Source organism: Streptomyces sp. NBC_01618 (assembly GCF_045209435.1).
Lineage (GTDB): Bacteria > Actinomycetota > Actinomycetes > Streptomycetales > Streptomycetaceae > Streptomyces.
Map to the genome: position 1 here is coordinate 5,791,153 of NZ_CP109297.1, position 17,398 is coordinate 5,808,550.

Genomic DNA, 17,398 nt, shown 5'->3' on the forward strand with positions numbered 1-17,398 from the left:
AGGGCTGAGGCGGCGGGGGCGTCAGGCCTGCGGTGCGGCGGCCTTGATGGCGGAGATGTCGAAGTTGAGCTTGACCTTGTCGCTGACCATGACGCCGCCGGTCTCCAGCGCGGCGTTCCAGGTCAGGCCCCAGTCGGAGCGCAGGATGTCCGCGCTGCCCTCGAAGCCGACGCGCTCGTTGCCGTAGACGTCGGTGGCGGAGCCGTTGAACTCCAGGTCGATGGCGAGGGGGCGCGTGACGTCCTTGATGGTGAGGTCGCCGGTGACGCGGTACTTGTCGCCGCCGAGCTGCTCGGCCTGCGTGGAGCGGAACGTCATGAGGGGGAACTTCTCGGCGTCGAAGAAGTCGCCGCTGACCAGGTGGCCGTCGCGGTCGGCGATGCCGGTGTCGACGCTGGCGATCTTGACGTCGATGGAGGCGGCGGAGTTCGCGGGGTTGTGGCCGTCGAGCTTCAGGCTGCCCTCGTGTTCGCCGAAGGAACCGCGCACGTTGGTGACCATGGCGTGGCGCACGGTGAAGCCGATGGAGGTGTGCGCCGGGTCGATCGTGTAATCGCCGGTGAGGGCGGCCAGGGCGGGATCCACGGCGGGGGCGGTGGCGGACGGGGCGTTGTTGTTCTTGCGGTTGAACAGAGCCATGGCTCCTCCTCGGGGGACGTGATCGAGTGACGGTCGAAGTTGTTGTTTAACCTTCAACGAGACTGACTGTAGCGCCATCTTGTTCAAAGTTCAACATCAATGGTGCGGATCGTCGCGAAGGAGGGTCCGTCCGCCGCCTCGCCCTCTGGCGACGCGTGTAGAACTCGGGCAGTATTTCCGTGCCCGTAATTGTCATGAGCAGGAGGAGTCCCCCCATGGCGTCCCGTATGACACTGCGCCCCGTCCTGACCGTCCTCGCCCTCGTCCTCGGTGCCCTCTTCGCCCCCGGCATCGGCGTCCTCGGCAGTGGCGCCACCCAGGCCCACGCCGTCACCAAGCTCACCCACGCCCAGGCCACCGCCCGGTTCAGCTCCTCCGGAATCACCTGGTCGTCCTCCGGCGGCTGCTCCAACCGCAACGTCTCCACCTGCACCTCGTTCGAGCAGCTCAACCTGGCCACCGCCCAGGGCGCCCAGACCCTCAAGAGCGCCACGGGCTGCGCGCTGAACATCACCGGCGGCACCGAGACGGGCCACGCCAGCGGTACGTACTCGCACTGGAACGGCTACAAGCTCGACTTCGGCAAGTCCACCTGCCTCACCAACTACGTCCACAACGCCTTCACCTACATAGGGCTGCGGGGCGACGGCGCTCCCCAGTACAAGTCGGGTTCCGGCAACATCTACGCGGACGAGGGCAACCACTGGGACGTGACGTACTACAACTGCGGCGGCTGCTGACTTCCGTGCCGCAGGCGTCAGTTCGTGGGGGTGCCCCGTTCGTCGGACGGGGCACCCGCACGGGTGCGCGATCACGTCGGCAACGAGCCGACGGTGAAAACCGCTTGGCCCGGGCAATGAGCCGGGTGCCGCTCCTTGGGAAGACGCCTTGCCGCCGGAGACCGCGCGGCTGCCGGTGCGCGAAGTACCGGTCATTCCTCGACCCGAGGCAGGTACCCACCCGAGACTCACCCGTGCGGCGCCGGCCGTGGCCGCAGGCGCCCTGGCCCCGGCCCTGCTGCTCTCCAGGACGCCGGAGCGCCATTTGAAGTGATGGACGCAGGCCAGCGCGTCCGGGTCGGGCTTTGTGCCCATGCCCGGGGGCGCGGTGGTTGCCGGAGGTCACGGCGGTGCCGGACCGTACGAGGACGATCTTCCTGGGGTCTCCGTGCAGGAGGCGGTGGGTGAGGTGTCCGCCAAGCGGGAAGGCGCGGTCCAGCCCGGCCTCGGCCCGCCAGTGGGCGAGGCGCCCGTCGGCGGGACACGGTCGAGCGTCAACCCGCCGACTACCCGCTGCCCGGCCGCCCGCGCGGCGGCCCGCAGACGAACATGGCCGAGCAGACGGGCTGTCCCGATCACTGGTACGTCGCGGCGCGAGTTGACGTTCACTCACATCCCGCCCGTATGGGTTCGCGAGCCCCCCGGATTGCTGCCTGTTGAGGCGTGTGGCGTGGGTGTGTGCGTTCACCCAGGAGCGACAGAGCGCCGATGACGATGGTGGTCAGTGTGCACACGACGAAGGCGGTTCCGGATCCGGCGATGTCGAGCATGGCGGCGGCCATGAGGCCGGCGGCTCCGTAGCCCACTCCGGCTGCGGCGTACAAGACGGAGAAACCGGTTGCCCAGGCGTGCTGGGGAAGGCGTTGCTGGAGGGCGAGGTTGCGGATGACCATCAGCGGGCTGTAGAGGAGCCCGCCGACCGCAAAGGCGGCGGCAAAGATCCAGGGTTGCGTGGTCAGGCCGGGGAGAGTGAAGGCGGCAGCGAGGACTGGGAGCAGGACGAGGCTCTGGCTCAGGGGTGTGCCCGGCCAGCGGCGGCTGCCGTACAGGAGTCCGGCGATCACGCTGGCGACGGCGAAGGAGGTCATGATCAGGCCGGCCAGCGCGGGGGAAGAACCGATGTCTTCCAGCCGGGCCGGAAGGGCGACGTCAACGGTTCCGATAAGGAACATGATCGCCGCTGAGAGCAGCGCGGTGGGCCAGACAAGTCGGAGAATCGCCGTCGTGCGCAGCCGCTCGTCCCCGATTTCTCCGGACGTCTCGGGGCGTGAGGTGGCGTGCGGGATCCGGTGCGCGAAGAGCAGCGGAGCGGCAGAGGCGACGGCCATGGCGATGAGTGCGCCCGGCGCAGAGAACTGAACGTACAGGAGGGAGGCCAACGGGGGCGCGATGGCCCAGGCGGTCTGGCTGAGAGAGCTTTCCAGGCTCAGCGCGGTGGGACGTAGGTGCTCAGGGGTGGTCGCTGAGAGCTGGGCCCGCATGCCGCCGGGGGCTCCCGCGGCAGCGGCGCCGGCCACGAAAGCCAGGGCCAGCAGGGCGGGGACGGGGGCGCGGCCGGCGCTGAGGGCGAGGGCGGAGAAGGCGAGGGCCTCGGCGCTGAGAGCCAGCCTGAGTTGGCCGACGAACGGCCGGTGGTCGAAGCGTCGGCCCATGACTGGGGCGCCGGCGGCTTCGCCGAGCGCGTGGGTGGCGGCGAGCATGGCGCCGACGCTGAAGGACTGAGTCGAGTGGCCAAGGAAGACCAGCGCGAGGGGTGCCATGACGACAGGCGTGCGGATGAGGGCCGCAGCGGCGTACCAGGTCGGGTGGCCCGGCAGAGACAGGACGCCGCGGAAGGTGCTCCGAGGGATTTCCGCATTCAACGTGTTACCGGTCATGGGGATAGATGGTAAGCGTAGTCGGCCGGTCGTGTTTACCGCCTACTCTGATTGCATGGCAATGGCGACGATGGCGAGTCCTGCTGTGGAGGAGCTGCGCAGCTTCCTGAACAGTTGGCTGATCCCGAACGACACCCGGGTGCCGACCGAGACCCTGGCGGATCTCTCGGCAGACGCGGCGGCCTGGCGGCGCACGTTCGCCAGGGTGCCGGTGCCTCGTGACGCGGATGACATGGGGGAACTCGTGCGACTGCGCGATGATCTGCGGGCCGATGTGGAGGAACACGGCTCGGCCCGGCTCGACGCGTGGCTGGAGCGATGTCCGCAGACGGCTCGCATCGAGAACGGGGAACTCGTCTTTCGCGGTGCCGCAACACCGCAGGGTGAGGTGCTGCGGGTGGCTGCCGAGTTGGTGAATGAAAGGCGCTGGCGTCGGCTGCGTGCATGCCCGGACTGCCGATGGATCTTCTACGACCAGTCGCGCAACAACTCGCGTACCTGGTGCAGCATGTACGCCGGGGACAGCGGCCGTGCCTGCGGCAGCATCGCCAAGGTGAAGCGGATGCGTTCCCGGAAGGCAGCCCAGGCGACATGACCCGCTCCGGGCGTGCTGCGAGAATCAGTGGGCGAGGCCGGCCGCGTGTCCGCCCCGGCGAAGGCGCTGCTGAAGTTCTCCACGCCACGCGACCCGGCGCAGCTGGCGGCGGTCATCAACCTGCGGGTACTCAACCCCGGGCTCGAGCACTGGCGCCACGGGGTCGAGGCCTCCATGCTGTACGCCCGCGAGATGGGCGACTCCAGAAACGCGCGCGCTTCCGCGGCGGTGAGGGGTTCGAAGCGGCGGGGGCGCGGTGTGCCAGTGCGGACGTTGCGGGCGACCTTGCTGGGTGTGTGGTCTCAGACCGTGACGTCCAGGAACGCGGTCCAAGCGGCGGGGGGAACGGTGAGGACGGGGCCGTCGGTGACCTTTGAGTCGCGGATGTGCACGGCGGCGGGGTGGGTGGCAACCTCGACGCAGTCACCGCCCTGGCTGCTGCTGTAGCTCGACTTGCGCCAGTCGTAGGCGACTTCGAGGCAGGCCCCGCCCTGGTCGCTGCTGTAGCTGGACTTGAACCAGGCGAGGGCGGCGATACGGGGAGCCGGGTGTGCTGCGCGGGTCATGACTCTCCAAGCAGTTCGTCCAGTAGGCGCGCGCTCTTCTCGACGGAAAGCGCCTGTGAACGCAGCATCCCATACATCTGCTGGAGGACGCAGACGTCATCTGGGTCCTCGTGCAGGTAGCTGGTCAGCTGGCCTTCCACATAGACGAGGTGGTCGTGATCTGGGGTCTCCAGTAGCACCATTGGCCCAGCGAGGCCGGCATGCCTCGGCAGCTTCATCGGCATGATCTGGAGTCCCAGGAACGGGAGTTCCATGCATTGGCGCAATTGCCGGATCTGGTTCCGCAACATGGCGGGATCCCCGATCTCGCTGCGCAGAATGCTCTCCTCCAGCAGGAAGTGCAGCATGGGGCGCGGCCTGCGTTCGAGGAGCCTCTGCCGGTCGAGTCGGCCCGCCACCCACTCCTCCCGCTCGTCCTCTTCAAGAGGCGGGTACTGGCAGGAGAAGACGAACCGGATGTACTCCTCGGTCTGGAGCAGCCCCGGCACCACCTGGTTCTGGTACGAGAGCAGCGTCACTGCCTCCTGCTCGTACTCCACGAAGTCCTGCACGAACGCCGGGAATCGCTCCTTCTGCGGCAACTTCGACACCGCTACCTGCAACGTCCCTTTCGTATCCAGCAGTTCATCCAGCTGGACCGCGAAGTCCCACTGCAGTGTCCTGCGCCCCTGCTCGATCGACGCGATCGTGTCCTCGCCCACGCAGCACTGATCGGCCAGCGCCGTCTGCGTCATCCGAGCCGCTTTGCGGAACGTGGCCACTTGCGCACCGATCAGGTGCCAGGACGTGATCCGCTTGCTCCTTTTTGCCGGTTGCATGAATTGCCTCTCCCCGTCACGAACCTCGGATGACCCGTCAGAAGCCGTACAGCTGCGTTGTACGACCCGACGCGCTGCTCAACGGTAGTGACTTTGTGTGACGTTGGCGGCGTGAACGAAACAACTCAACTCTCCTGCTTCCGCGAGGTGTTCCACCGTCGGGAACGCCGATCCGTCCCGCTCGTACGGCAGTTCGTGCGTGAGGCTCTCGTCGACTGGGCGTGCGACGTCCGGGGCGACGACGTATTGCTCTGCGTGAGCGAACTCGTCACCAATGCCTTGCTGCACGGCGTCCCGCCCGGTCGTGGGTTCCGCCTCCGCCTCTACCTGGAACCGGCCGACGGCATCCTGCGCATCGAGGTCCACGACAGCGGTGACGGGGAAGTCCGGCTCGCCGATTCCTGGGCGGCGTCCGACGAGGAAGGGGGCCGTGGGCTGCGGCTGGTGGCGGCGCTCGCCGACAAATGGGGGGTGGGGGAGCGGAACCCCGGCAAGGCGGTGTGGTGCGAGTTCGAGGCGTCGTCGGGGTGAGTCGCGGAAGTGCGACGAGATGCGGACGAGGGCAACCACTGGGACGTGACGTACTGCAACTGCGGCGGCTGCTGACCGCCTGCCGCAACGCACATGCGCGGCTGCCCCCGTTCCGGCTGGAACGGGGGCAGCCGCGCATGTGGAACCAGGAGCCGGAGCTGTCAACCGGCTCCGTACCGGCCGGCGGTGAGGCGAATCGCCCCCACATCTGCAACCCGTGGTTGGCCACGCGCAGTTGATACTGCGGACCCTCGTGGGCCGCGGGCGGGGTGTGTTCACGTCCCAACCCCCTTGAGTTCACCACCGCGGGTCCCGAGAGCAGCCCTTCCCCGGCGTCGGCGGCCGGGGAGTCCTCAGGCCTTCGGCTGGGTGAAGCGGATGCTGTTGCCGAAGGGATCGCGGAGACCGCAGTCGGTTCCGTACGGGCGATCAGTGGGCTCCTCGGTGAACTCGACGCCCTGGGCGAGCAGCGTCTCGTACGTCTTGCGGCAGTCGTCCGTGGTGAAGATGAGCCAGCCTCCCGTCGCGCCCTTGGTCACCAGCTCGCGGACCTGCTGTGCCGTTTCCTCGGACATCGCCGGGGCGCCCGGCTTCTCCAGCAGGATCTGGCGTTCCGGGTGGCCGGGGACGCTGACGGTCAGCCAGCGCATGAAGCCCATGTCGACGTCGGTGTTGACCTCCAGGCCGAGCTTGCCGACGTAGAAGTCGAGGGCCTCGTCCTGGTCGAGGACGTAGATCTGTGAGTGCGTGATGGCGTTGAACATGCGCATCACGCTACTGGGCGGGCCGGACGGAAACTTATCCAAAACTGCTCAGTCGACGGACGGTACGGGTGGGTTCGGGCGATCAGGTGTTCGGCCGCGTCCACGCCATCGTGAAGCACGTCGGTACGTTCGTGGCCGCGGCTTCCTTGCGGTACGTCCTCGGTGACCGGCCGACGATGTCGCGGAAGGTGCGGCTGAAGGTTCCCGGGCTGCCGAAGCCGACTTCGAAGCAGATGTCCGTCACGCTGCGCCCGGTCTCCCGCAGCAGGAACATCGCACGCTCGACACGGCGGCGCTGCAGGTAGCGGTGCGGGGTCTCGCCGAACGTGGCCCGGAAGGTGCGGGTGAAGTGCGCCGGGGACACATGGGCGATCCGGGCCAGGGCCGGGACGTCCAGCGGCTGTGCGTAGCCGCGGTCCATCGCATCCCGTGCCCGGAGCATGCGGCGGTTGGTCTCTTCTGCGGCGCGGCTCACGGCGCCATCACACCATGGTTCTCCGTCGCCGTGACAGATCCGGCGACCGGTCGGTCGCCGCCGTCCCCGTCCTCACCTGCACTCCGTCCACTTGGACTTACGCAACAAGGTTGTTGGACTGGAGCGCCCCGAGAAGCTGCAGGTCGTTGACGGTGTCCGGACAGGGGGACTACTCAGATCACATGTCGCGAAGATTCACTTCGGCGGGCGCTGTCGCCGCCGCCTCAGCCGCCGTCCTGGCGCTGGTGGGGACCGCGCTCCCCGCCACCGCCGCCGCCCCCTCTCCCGCCGCAGTCGAGTCGGCCGTGCCCGCGGATGCTGCCGTCATCCAGTCCGCGCAGCTCTCGGTAGCCGTCGCGGACGACTTCCCGCGCGTTCTGGCGTACACCGACAAGGCCAGTGGCAGCCGGCTGCTCGGCAGTACGCAGCCGGTCACCGCCGTCACCCTGAACGGCACCGCGCACCCCGTGAAGCTCAAGGGCGCCCCCGAGATCACCGCCTCGGCCGCCCGCTACACGCTGACCTTCACCGATCTGCCCGGCATCGAGATCGACGCCTCGCTCTCCGTCTCCGGACGCGCCACCACCTTCAAGGTGACGGCCGTCCGTGACACCGAGGCGTTCCGCGTCGGCACCATCGACATCCCCGGCCACGACCTGGTCTCCGTCGGCTCCACGGACACCGGCGCCGCCACCGCCTTCACGCGGCTGGACAACGACTCGACGAAGACCGCCGACGTCTTCGCCGCGGTCACCCCGGACACCGCCGCCGACAAGGCGCCGGTGGGTGCCTCGTACGCCATCGTCAATACGGGCTCCCTGGCCGCGGCCGTCGAGTCCAACTCCTCGTACGACAAGCCCTCCGGCGCCACCGGCGGCGACGACGCCCGGTTCTGGCACCAGGCGCGCAAGGCCGACGACGGCAGCGTCCGGGTCGGCGTCTGGTCCGGGCAGTGGACCTACCGGGGCGAGGGCGCGCCGAAGCCGGAGCGTGGGGACGCGCTGCCCTGGGCGAAGGTCGTCGTCACCCCCGACGCCAACGGCGACAAGTCGGTCGACTGGCAGGACGGAGCCGTCGCCTTCCGGCCCATCGGCATCACGGCGCCCGGCAGCAAGGACACCCCGGACCGGGTCATCACCCACATCCCGTTCAACTTCGCCAGCCAGGCCACCCACCCCTTCCTGCGCACCCTGGACGACGTCAAGCGGATCTCCCTCGCCACCGACGGCCTCGGGCAGCTGGCGCTCCTCAAGGGGTACGCCTCCGAGGGCCACGACTCCGCCCACCCCGACTACGGCGGCAACTACAACACGCGCGCCGGCGGGCTGAAGGACCTCAACGCGCTCCTTAAGGACGGCAAGAAGTGGGGCGCCACCTTCGGCGTCCACGTCAACGCCACCGAGGCGTACCCGGATGCCAAGGCCTTCGACGAGAAGCTCGTCGACAAGACCAGGCCCGGCTGGAACTGGCTCGGCCAGAGCTACTACATCGACCAGCGCCGCGACATCAACAGCGGTGATCTGGCCAAGCGCTTCCAGCAGCTGCGCGACGAGACCGACCCCAATCTCAGCCTGCTCTACATCGACGTCTACTACACGCACGGCTGGATCGCCGACAAGACCCTCCAGTCCGTGCAGAAGCAGGGCTGGAACGTCGCCACCGAATGGGCCGACAAGTTCGAGCGCGGCTCGCTCTGGTCGCACTGGGCCAATGACCTCAACTACGGCGGCGCCACCAACAAGGGCCTCAACTCGAAGATCATCCGGTTCATCCGCAACGACGAGAAGGACGTCTGGAACAACGACCCGGTCCTCGGCCAGACCGCCATCGAGGAGTTCGAGGGCTGGACCAACGAGACCGACTGGAACGCCTTCTACGACAACATCTGGCAGCGCGACCTGCCCGCCAAGTACCTCCAGCAGCAGAAGATCACCCGCTGGGACGGCAATGACATCGCCTTCACCGGCGATGTGCGGGGCACCGTCGAGGACGGCAGGCGGACCTTCTACGACCACGGCCGCAAGGTGCTCAGCGGCACCGACTACCTGCTGCCGTGGGACGGCGGCGAGAAGCTGTACCACTACAGCAAGTCCGGCGGTACGAGCAGCTGGGCGGTGCCGTCGGGCGGCACGTACACCGTCTACAAGCTCACCGACAACGGCCGGGTCAAGACCGGCACCGTGCGCCCGGTGGGCGGGGAGATCACGCTGACCGCCGAGGCCGGTCAGCCCTACGTCCTCTACCCGAACCAGGCACCCAAGGCCGCCGACGCCAAGTGGGGCGAGGGCACGCTGGTCGCGGACCCCGGCTTCAACGACGACGGGCTCGCCGCCTGGTCGAAGACCGGAACCGTCACGCGCGACACCGACGACCAGGGTCGCAACAGCGCCAGGCTCTCCGGCACCGGCACGGCGTCGCTCGCCCAGAACATCACCGGCCTCAAGCCGGGCACGCGCTACACCGCGTCCGCGCTCATCGAGGTCCAGCCCGGAAAGACCCGGCACACGACGCTCTCGATCGGCGGGAAGTCCGTCGCCGTGGACCGCTCCACCGCCAAGGACTACGTCGCCGCGTCCGACTGGCACGGCACGTACTTCCAGCGCGCCGAGGTCAACTTCACCGCCCCCGCGAACGGCCGCGCCACGCTCCGCATCGAAGCGGCCGACGGCAGCACGGCGACGGTACGGGCCGATGACGTACGCATCGTCGCGAACGCTCCGGCCACCCGCGAGAACACCGTCGTGTACGAGGACTTCGAGGACGTCGACCAGGGCTGGGGCCCCTTCCTCAAGGGCGACGCGGGCGGCTCCACCGACCCCCGGACCGTCATCTCCCAGCTGCACGCCCCGTACACCCAGGCCGGCTGGAACGGAAAGCTCATCGACGACGTCATCGGCGGCAAGGAGTCCCTCAAGGCCCACGAGGAGAACACCGGACTCGTCTACCGCACCGCCCCCTGGACCGTGCCGATGACCGACGGCCACCGCTACAAGGTCGAGTACGACTACCAGTCCAGTCACGCCGGCGCCTACGAGTGGGTCGACGGCTACGACCGGATCACCGCCGAGGGCAAGCCCGCCTCGGTCCAGACCCGGACCACCCCCGTCGGACAGCAGCGCACCACCGGCCACTTCGCCGAGACCGTCACCGCGGGCTGCGGCGACACCTGGACCGGGCTGCGCAAGCGCGGCGACGCGCCCGACGGCGCCGACTTCGTCCTCGACGCGTTCACCGTGACCGACCTCGGCCCGGCCCCGGCCGGCGAGCTCGCCGCCTGCGGCACGCTCAGCGTCGACCCGGCCGCCGAGACGCTGGAGCCGGGCACGGCCAGCACCGTCAAGGCGAGCTTCACCAACTACGAGGCCACCGCGGCGACCGGTGTCGCGCTGAGCCTGACCGTCCCCGAGGGCTGGCAGGCGGAGCCCACCGGCGCCGTCGCCTTCGACTCGGTCGCCGCGGGCGCGAAGGTCACCGGCAGCTGGCAGGTCACCCCGCCGGTCGACGCCAAGTACCAGACGTACAGCCTGAGGTCCCGGGCGACGTACACGGTCGGCGGTACGCAGCGCACGCTCGGCGCGCAGGCCTCCGTACGGACCCTGCCGCCGCCGCCCACCACGGACAGCTGGGCCAGCGACCTCGACTGGACGGCCGCCGAGAACGGCTGGGGGCCCGTCGAGCGGGACCTCTCCAACGGTGAGCAGGGCAGTGGCGACGGCACCCCGCTGAAGATCGGCGGCACCACCTACACCAAGGGCCTCGGCAGCCACGCCCCGGCGAAGATCCGCTACTACCTGGGCGGCAAGTGCACCTCCTTCACCGCTCAGGTGGGCGTGGACGACGTGCAGGCCTCGCGCGGCAGCGTGCAGTTCAGCGTTCTGGCCGACGGCACCGAGAAGGTGAAGTCGCCGGTGCTGAAGGCGGCCGACAACGCCTGGTCGCTCACGGCGGACGTCACCGGCGCCAAGTACGTCGACCTGGTCGTGGGCGACGGTGGCGACGGGAACGGAAACGACCACGCGGACTGGGGTGACGCCCGCTTCCATTGCGGAGGTTGAGAACGGAGGATGCGGGGCGGGTGCGGACGACGAGCACCCGCCCCGCACCATTTCTCACCCCTTGCGCGATGGCGTCCACCCCCCTGACGACCCGGAGCCACACATGCCGAACCCGTCCGAAATGTCACGCCGTACTCTGCTCGCCCTCTCGACCGCCACCGCACTGGCGATCTCCCTCCCCGGCTCGGCGACGGCCGCGACGGCCACGGCAGCCACCGAAGCTGCTACTGGGGCCGCTACTGGGGCCGACGAATTCGACGCCCTCCGCCTGCGCTGGGCCGACATCGCGCTCGGCACCGGCTTCGACGCGGCTGCCGAACCCTTCGCCTCCCGCCTCGCCGAAACCGGCACGCTCGCACGGGAGTTCCGCTCGACGATGAATCCGGCCGCCGACTCGCTGTGGCCCGGCTTCCCGCACAACCCGCCGTCCGGCATCACCCAGAGCTACAGCCGCCTGTGGACGATGACCCAGGCGTACGCCCAGGCGGGCACCGGATCGACCGGCGACGCCACGCTCCTCGCCGACATCCTCCGCGGCTACGACCACCTCGCCGCGACCGCCTACCACGCCTCCGTCACCCCGTACGGCAACTGGTGGGAGTGGCAGATCGGCAGCCCGCGCCTCCTCATGGACATCACGGCCGTCCTGTACGAGCACCTGGGCGCGGCCCGCGTCGAGGCCGCCTGCGCCGCCGTCGACCACTTCGTCCCCGACTCCGTGCTCCGCGACTACAGCGGCACCTCCACCGGCGCCAACCGCGTCGACCTCTGCCGCTCCGTCACCCTGCGCGGCGTCCTCGGCCGGGCCCCCGCGAAGATCGCCCTGGCCAGGGACGCGCTGTCGCCCGTCTTCCCGTACGTCACCGGCGGAGACGGCCTGTACGCGGACGGCTCGTTCATCCAGCACACCACCGTCGCCTACTCCGGCACCTACGGCCAGGTCATGCTCGACGGCCTCGGCCGCCTCTTCGCGCTGCTCGCCGGATCCACCTGGGCCGTCACTGACCCGGACCGGCAGATCATCCTGGACAGCGTCGAGCACGCCTACGCGCCGCTGATCTACAACGGCCTGGTCATGGACAGCGTCAACGGCCGTGCCATCAGCCGCGGTTACCTGAAGAACGACGATCTGTCGGTGATGCGCGGCGACCACTTCCACGGGCAGGGCATCATCGCCGGGATCGCCCTCCTCGCCGCGGGCGCCTCCCCGGCCGAGCGCGACCGGTGGCACGGCGTGATCAAGGGCTGGATCGCCCGCGACCGGACGAGCCCGATCCTCACCGCCCGCCAGTTCGGCATCGCGGACCTGGCCCGGCTGCACGCCGTCCAGGCCACCGCGGTGCCGGCCGCGCCCGAGCGGGTGGGCCACCACCTCTTCGCCGGCATGGCCCGGGCCGTCCACCGGCGCCCGGGCTGGGCCGCGGGCATCTCCATGGCCTCGGAGCGGATCGCGCACTACGAGTGCGGCAACGGCGAGAACCCACGCGGCTGGCACACCGGCGCCGGAATGCTCTATTGGTGGCCCGGTGAGAAGGAGAACGGCCAGTACACCGACTGGTTCTGGCCGACCATCGACCCCTACCGGCTGCCCGGAACGACCGTGTCCACCAAGCGGCTCGCCGACAAGGCGGGCGGCGAATGGGGCGCTCCCAGGCCCGCCGTGAAATGGGTCGGCGGCGCCACGGACGGCGAATTCGGTGCGGTGGGCCAGCACCTCAAGGGCCTCGGCTCGACCCTGGAGGCCCGCAAGTCGTGGTTCTGCGTCGCCGACACGGTCATCTGCCTCGGCGCCGGCATCACCAGCACCGACCAGGTCCCCGTCGAGACGATCGTCGACAACCGCATGCTCGGCGAGGGCGGCACACAACCGCTCACCGTGGAGGCGGGCAGCAGCCCCCGCTGGGCCCATCTGGAGGGCCACGGCGGCTGGGTCCTCCCCGGCGGCGCCGGCCTGCGCACCCTGCGCGAGGACCGCACCGGCGCCTGGTCCGACATCAACACCACCAGCTCCACCGAGCGCCGCACCCGCCGCTACCAGACGCTCTGGCTCGACCACGGCACCGACCCGGTCGACGCCGACTACGTCTACCTGCTGATGCCCGGCGCGTCCCGCCCGGCCGTCACCGCCCGCGCCGCCGACCGGCGCTGGCTGACCGTGCTCGCCAACACGGCCGCCGCGCAGGCGGTCGCCGTCCGCTCGCAGGGGGTGACCGCCGCCAACTTCTGGCAGCCGGGCGCGGCCGGTCCGCTCTCCGTCACGGCCGCGGCGAGCGTGCTGGTACGGGAGGGACGGCGTACGACGACGGTGTGCGTCAGCGGTCCCGACCGGACCGGTGCGCCGGTGGACGTCGTCTGGGAACGGCCGGTGAGCACTGTCGTCTCGGCGGACCCCGGCATCGAGGTGCGGTCCACCGGCCGCCGCCTGGTGCTCAGGGTCGAACCGGGGACGGAGGGACGCACCCTGCGGTGTGACGTCCGGTAGACACCGGGTGACCGGAGTGTGTCCGGGGACTGGGAGCGGCACCCGCCTCGCGCGTACCCTCATGCGCTATGGGGGAGTTGAAGGCGGACTGGCGGCTCCGGCTGCGTCGTGGCGAGCCGCACGGGCCGGTGTGCGGCGCCGGAGTGCTGCTCACCCAGGACCGGGCGCTGACGTGCGCCCATGTCGTCGGCGAGCCGGACGCCCGGATGTGGGTGGAGTTCGCCGAGAACCCCGGCATCGCCCCGGTCGGGGCACGGGTCGCCGAGGGCGGCTGGCTGCCCGGCCTCGGCGCGACCCGCGAGGACATCGCCGTACTCGCCCTGGACAGCCCGCGACCGCAGGCCACCCCCGCGTCGCTCGACCGGAGCCTGGAGCGCGGCCGCGAGGTGTGGATCGGCGGTTACGCGCGGAGCTTCGCCGACGGCATGTGGCTGACCGGCCGGATCAGCGGGGCGCACGGCGCGTGGATCCAGCTCGACGCCGGGCGCAACGAGCAGGTCGTGCGGCCGGGGTTCAGCGGCGCAGCCGTCCAGGTGCGCGGCGCGGGCGACGGGCGTCCCGAACGGGTCGTCGGCATGGTGGTCAGCTGGCGCGGCGACCTCGACCTGGCGCTGCCCGGCGACAACGACCTGGCGTTCTCGTACATGATCCCGATCGACCGGATCGCCGAACTCGTGCCGCTCGTAGCCGAGTTGAGCGGACCGGACGGCTGGGACCACGGCCTTGCCCGGCGGCTGCGGGCCTGGTTCGCGGGCGGCGACCAGCCCGCGGTGCGCTTCGGCGTCGTACCGCGCGGCGGCGGCCGCGACCGGACCCTGCGCCACCAGCTGTACCGCGCCCACCTCGTCTACCGGGGCGGCCGCACCACGCCCGAGGAGTTCGTCGACGAACTGGTGGCGCGGCTGCGCCCGCCGCGCCACCAGCTCCGGGCCTACCGCGACTGGCTGCTGGACGGCGGCACCCCGCCGGACCGGGCGGCGGGCGGGCTGCCCGGGGCCACCGGGCCCATCCTCGCCGTGATCGGACTCGACGAGGACCGCGAGCCGCGCCGGCTTGTGCCGTTGCTCGCCCGGGTGCGGACCCTCGGCTTCCGGCTGCTGATCGTCGTCCGGGACGGCGCGGGCGACGGCGTGAGCGAGGTGGCCCGGCAGCTGCTGGTGCCGGCCCTCGACGAGCGGGCCACGGAACTCCTCGGCCGCGTCGAATGCGCCGAACTGAACTGGGCCCGGCTGAACGGCCTGGTCGAGTCCGCCTCGCTGCCCCCGCAGCCCGGCGTCGACCCGGCCCGCCGCCACCGGCAACTGGAGCGGCTGCGCGCCCTCGCCGAACCGCAGGAACAACTCACCGCCCTGCGTGCCCTGTTACGTGAGCTGGAGGCGGACCTGGACCGGCACGCCGGAGCCGGCCGGGCGGACGTTCCGGCGCCGCGCACCGACCGGGGACGGACGGAGCAACGATGAGGAAAGACCCTGAGCGCGGTGCCGGGGCACGCGAGCCCGGCGTGATCCGAACGACAGGCCCCGGCTGCCCGCACCGCCGGTTCACCGGAGCTCCCTGCGGCGGCACCGTACAGTCCACCGGCTACTGCGACACCTGCGGCCGCTCCAGGACGGACCGCGGCCTTTCGCCACTGCCCACCGCCCCCGAGAAGTACGGGCCGGCCGGTCTGCTGGAGCTCCCCCCGCTCGAACCGAGCAGCCCCGGCCAACGGCTGGACGCCGCCACCTCGCAGGCACGCATCCTGATGCGCTGCTCGGCCAAGTCCTGCCCCACCTACTTCATCGCGCCGAACACCGCAGCCCCACCGCCGGACACCGGCTACTGCCCCAAGTGCGGCGCCCCGTACGCCTACCGGCCCGAACTCAGCGAGGACGGGCCGCTGCTCCAGGACCAGTACCGGATCCGCGGCCCCATCGCCCACGGCGGCCAGGGCTGGGTCTACCTCGCCGAGGACACCCACCTGGAGGAGTACGTAGCCGTGAAGGGGCTCCTCAACCGCTACGCGGAACGGGGCGCCGCCCAGGCCGACGAGGAACGCCGCAGCCTCGTCGCCATCCGGCACGAACGCATCGTCCGCATCCGGGACTTCGTCAGCACCCGTGGCGACGACGGCACCGTGTCCGGCGGCTACATCGTGATGGACGACGTCGGCGACCGTACGCTCTCCGCGGTCATCGAATCGACCCGGCAGGGCACCTTCGTCCTCGACATCGAACACGTCATCGCCTACGGCTGTCAGATCCTCGAAGCCCTCGCCCATCTGCACGGCATGGAATTCCTGTACGGGGACATGAAGCCGTCCAACGTCGTCCACCGGCACGACGGCATCAAGGTCATCGACCTCGGCGGGGTGCGCAGGAGCGGGGTCACCGAACCGCCCCCCGTGATCACCCCCGGATTCGCGGCCCCCGAGACGGACCACGGCAGACCGCTGACCGTCGCCCACGACATCCACACCGTCGGGATGACCCTGGCCGAACTCGCGGGCTGGGCGGTCGGCGACGACGTACCCGGCCTCGGCATCAGCTCCTTCCGCCTGGTGGTGGAACGGGCCACGGCCCGCGATCCGGAACGCCGGTTCGCCGCCGCCGGGGACATGGCCGGCCAGCTCCGCGGCGTGCTGCGCGAGATCCGGGCGCTGCGCGGCAAACGGGACCAGCCCGAGCCCTCCGCCTACTTCACCCCGTCCACCGAACTGCTCGGCGCGCGGCTGGGCTCCGTACCCGACTACACGCACTGGCTGCGCCGCCCCCTCTACCGCCGCCACGAGACACCCGACGCGCCCGCCCTGGACGCCGGGCTGCCCACCCCCACCGAGATCGCCCGGCGGCTCCCGGTGCCCAGGCCCTACCCGGGGGATCCGGCGGCCTCCCGGTTCCTGGTCAGCAGCTACGACCCCGGCCGGCCGCTGACCCAGCCCGCCGAGGGGGAACAGTCGGTGGAGATCTGCCTCCACAACGCCCGGCTGCTGCTCGGCCAGGAAAGCAGGGAAGCGCTGGCCGGGGCGCGCGAACAGGTGCAGGAGGCGAACGCCATACCGGGGCCCGGCCCGGTGCGGCAGTGGCGGCTCAATTGGCACTGGGGGCTCGTCGCGCTGCGCAGTGCCGATGTGCTGGACGACCGGCGGCAGATGCTGGAGGCCGCCCTGGAGCACTTCGCGGCCGTCCACCGTGCGCTGCCCGGCGAGTACGCGGCGAAGCTGGCGCTCGCGTACGTCGCGGAACAGCTCGGCCCGGACCTGCCGGCCGGGGCGGCCCCGTCGGCGTACGAACTCTTCCGGGCCGTGCACGCCCGCAACCCCTCGCACGTCGGCGCCGCGCTGGGCCTGGCCAGGCTGGCCCTGGCACGCGGCGACCGGGAAGCGGCGGCCGGGGTCCTGGACCTGGTCCCCGACGAGTCGCGGGACCACGCCGTCGCCCGCGTGGCCGCGCTGCGCATCCGGGCGGCGCGGCTCGCGACGGGCGAGCGGCCGCTGCCCGCGCAGCGGGAGATCGACGCCGGCCTCGCCGCGGTCCCGCTCCGCGAAGGCGGCCCGGACCCGGGCTCCGTGGTGCCGGGCGACGAAGCGACCCGGCTGCTGCGCACCGAACTGTTCGAGTGGAAGCTCGACGCCGTCCGCGCCGCCGCGCCCGCCCCCCGGCGCGGCCGGTGGCGGCGCGGACTGCCCCCGCCGCCGGTCCCCGGGGAACGGGCCGTGCGCGAGGAACTGGAGCAGTGCTACCGCTGGCTGGCCCGGCAGCGCCAGAAACCCGCCGAGTACGAGCGGCTGATCGACCTCTCGCACGCGGTCCGCCCGCAGACGCCCGTCTGAACCACG

Annotated in this window: 13 protein-coding genes; 7 read left to right on the forward strand and 6 right to left on the reverse strand. The window is 70.8% G+C overall.

Annotated features, from left to right (window positions below; genetic code table 11):
* Positions 1-21 precede the first annotated feature (21 nt).
* The gene (locus OH735_RS26935) at positions 22-639 is read right to left on the reverse strand and encodes a YceI family protein (protein WP_406384219.1); all 618 of its coding nucleotides are present in this window, start codon (positions 637-639) and stop codon (positions 22-24) included.
* Positions 640-854: 215 nt separating this feature from the next.
* On the opposite strand from OH735_RS26935, the gene OH735_RS26940 reads away from it, so the two are divergent.
* Positions 855-1,379: a hypothetical protein gene (locus tag OH735_RS26940; RefSeq protein ID WP_406384220.1), complete on the forward strand. Its 525-nt coding sequence runs from the start codon at positions 855-857 to the stop codon at positions 1,377-1,379.
* A gap of 644 nt (positions 1,380-2,023) precedes the next feature.
* Here OH735_RS26940 and OH735_RS26945 read toward each other — a convergent pair.
* Positions 2,024-3,295, reverse strand: a complete 1,272-nt coding sequence (locus OH735_RS26945) for an MFS transporter (protein WP_406384222.1) — start codon at positions 3,293-3,295, stop codon at positions 2,024-2,026.
* Positions 3,296-3,350: 55 nt separating this feature from the next.
* On the opposite strand from OH735_RS26945, the gene OH735_RS26950 reads away from it, so the two are divergent.
* On the forward strand, positions 3,351-3,890 hold the full coding sequence (locus tag OH735_RS26950) for a CGNR zinc finger domain-containing protein (RefSeq protein WP_406384223.1): 540 nt from the start codon (positions 3,351-3,353) through the stop codon (positions 3,888-3,890).
* A 302-nt stretch (positions 3,891-4,192) separates the two neighbouring features.
* On the opposite strand, the gene OH735_RS26955 is transcribed toward OH735_RS26950, so the two are convergent.
* Together OH735_RS26955 and OH735_RS26960 are read right to left on the reverse strand one after the other, a co-directional pair.
* Positions 4,193-4,456 (reverse strand): DUF397 domain-containing protein, encoded by a 264-nt coding sequence (locus tag OH735_RS26955; protein ID WP_406384224.1) that lies wholly within the window; start codon positions 4,454-4,456, stop codon positions 4,193-4,195.
* A complete protein-coding gene (locus OH735_RS26960; RefSeq protein ID WP_406384225.1) occupies positions 4,453-5,274 on the reverse strand; it encodes a helix-turn-helix domain-containing protein in 822 nt (273 codons plus the stop codon). The genes OH735_RS26955 and OH735_RS26960 overlap by 4 nt, the downstream gene beginning before the upstream one ends.
* A gap of 111 nt (positions 5,275-5,385) precedes the next feature.
* Here OH735_RS26960 and OH735_RS26965 point away from each other — a divergent pair, with 111 nt between their 5' ends.
* A complete protein-coding gene (locus tag OH735_RS26965) occupies positions 5,386-5,805 on the forward strand; it encodes an ATP-binding protein (protein WP_406384226.1) in 420 nt (139 codons plus the stop codon).
* A gap of 353 nt (positions 5,806-6,158) precedes the next feature.
* Here OH735_RS26965 and OH735_RS26970 read toward each other — a convergent pair whose 3' ends face one another.
* Both OH735_RS26970 and OH735_RS26975 read right to left on the reverse strand, forming a co-directional pair.
* The gene (locus OH735_RS26970; protein ID WP_406384228.1) at positions 6,159-6,569 is read right to left on the reverse strand and encodes a VOC family protein; all 411 of its coding nucleotides are present in this window, start codon (positions 6,567-6,569) and stop codon (positions 6,159-6,161) included.
* 82 nt (positions 6,570-6,651) lie between these two features.
* The gene (locus OH735_RS26975; RefSeq protein ID WP_406384229.1) at positions 6,652-7,044 is read right to left on the reverse strand and encodes a helix-turn-helix domain-containing protein; all 393 of its coding nucleotides are present in this window, start codon (positions 7,042-7,044) and stop codon (positions 6,652-6,654) included.
* Between the two features lie 182 nt (positions 7,045-7,226).
* On the opposite strand from OH735_RS26975, the gene OH735_RS26980 reads away from it, so the two are divergent.
* The 4 genes from OH735_RS26980 (at position 7,227) to OH735_RS26995 (ending at position 17,392) form a co-directional block, all read left to right on the forward strand.
* A complete protein-coding gene (locus tag OH735_RS26980; protein WP_406384230.1) occupies positions 7,227-11,099 on the forward strand; it encodes an endo-alpha-N-acetylgalactosaminidase family protein in 3,873 nt (1,290 codons plus the stop codon).
* 103 nt (positions 11,100-11,202) lie between these two features.
* The gene (locus OH735_RS26985) at positions 11,203-13,581 is read left to right on the forward strand and encodes a polysaccharide lyase 8 family protein (protein WP_406384231.1); all 2,379 of its coding nucleotides are present in this window, start codon (positions 11,203-11,205) and stop codon (positions 13,579-13,581) included.
* Between the two features lie 68 nt (positions 13,582-13,649).
* Positions 13,650-15,041 (forward strand): trypsin-like peptidase domain-containing protein, encoded by a 1,392-nt coding sequence (locus tag OH735_RS26990; protein WP_406384232.1) that lies wholly within the window; start codon positions 13,650-13,652, stop codon positions 15,039-15,041.
* Entirely contained in the window at positions 15,038-17,392 is a 2,355-nt protein-coding gene (locus tag OH735_RS26995; protein ID WP_406384233.1) for a tetratricopeptide repeat protein, read from the forward strand. The genes OH735_RS26990 and OH735_RS26995 overlap by 4 nt, the downstream gene beginning before the upstream one ends.
* Positions 17,393-17,398 lie beyond the last annotated feature (6 nt).

What these genes read in the sequence shown, in the direction of transcription:
- OH735_RS26935 (WP_406384219.1), bottom strand. Translation starts at nt 639, where the DNA reads ATGGCTCTGTTCAACCGCAAGAACAACAACGCCCCGTCCGCCACCGCC.
- OH735_RS26940 (WP_406384220.1), top strand. Translation starts at nt 855, where the DNA reads ATGGCGTCCCGTATGACACTGCGCCCCGTCCTGACCGTCCTCGCCCTC.
- OH735_RS26945 (WP_406384222.1), bottom strand. Translation starts at nt 3,295, where the DNA reads ATGACCGGTAACACGTTGAATGCGGAAATCCCTCGGAGCACCTTCCGC.
- OH735_RS26950 (WP_406384223.1), top strand. Translation starts at nt 3,351, where the DNA reads ATGGCAATGGCGACGATGGCGAGTCCTGCTGTGGAGGAGCTGCGCAGC.
- OH735_RS26955 (WP_406384224.1), bottom strand. Translation starts at nt 4,456, where the DNA reads ATGACCCGCGCAGCACACCCGGCTCCCCGTATCGCCGCCCTCGCCTGG.
- OH735_RS26960 (WP_406384225.1), bottom strand. Translation starts at nt 5,274, where the DNA reads ATGCAACCGGCAAAAAGGAGCAAGCGGATCACGTCCTGGCACCTGATC.
- OH735_RS26970 (WP_406384228.1), bottom strand. Translation starts at nt 6,569, where the DNA reads ATGTTCAACGCCATCACGCACTCACAGATCTACGTCCTCGACCAGGAC.
- OH735_RS26980 (WP_406384230.1), top strand. Translation starts at nt 7,227, where the DNA reads ATGTCGCGAAGATTCACTTCGGCGGGCGCTGTCGCCGCCGCCTCAGCC.
- OH735_RS26985 (WP_406384231.1), top strand. Translation starts at nt 11,203, where the DNA reads ATGCCGAACCCGTCCGAAATGTCACGCCGTACTCTGCTCGCCCTCTCG.
- OH735_RS26990 (WP_406384232.1), top strand. Translation starts at nt 13,650, where the DNA reads ATGGGGGAGTTGAAGGCGGACTGGCGGCTCCGGCTGCGTCGTGGCGAG.
- OH735_RS26995 (WP_406384233.1), top strand. Translation starts at nt 15,038, where the DNA reads ATGAGGAAAGACCCTGAGCGCGGTGCCGGGGCACGCGAGCCCGGCGTG.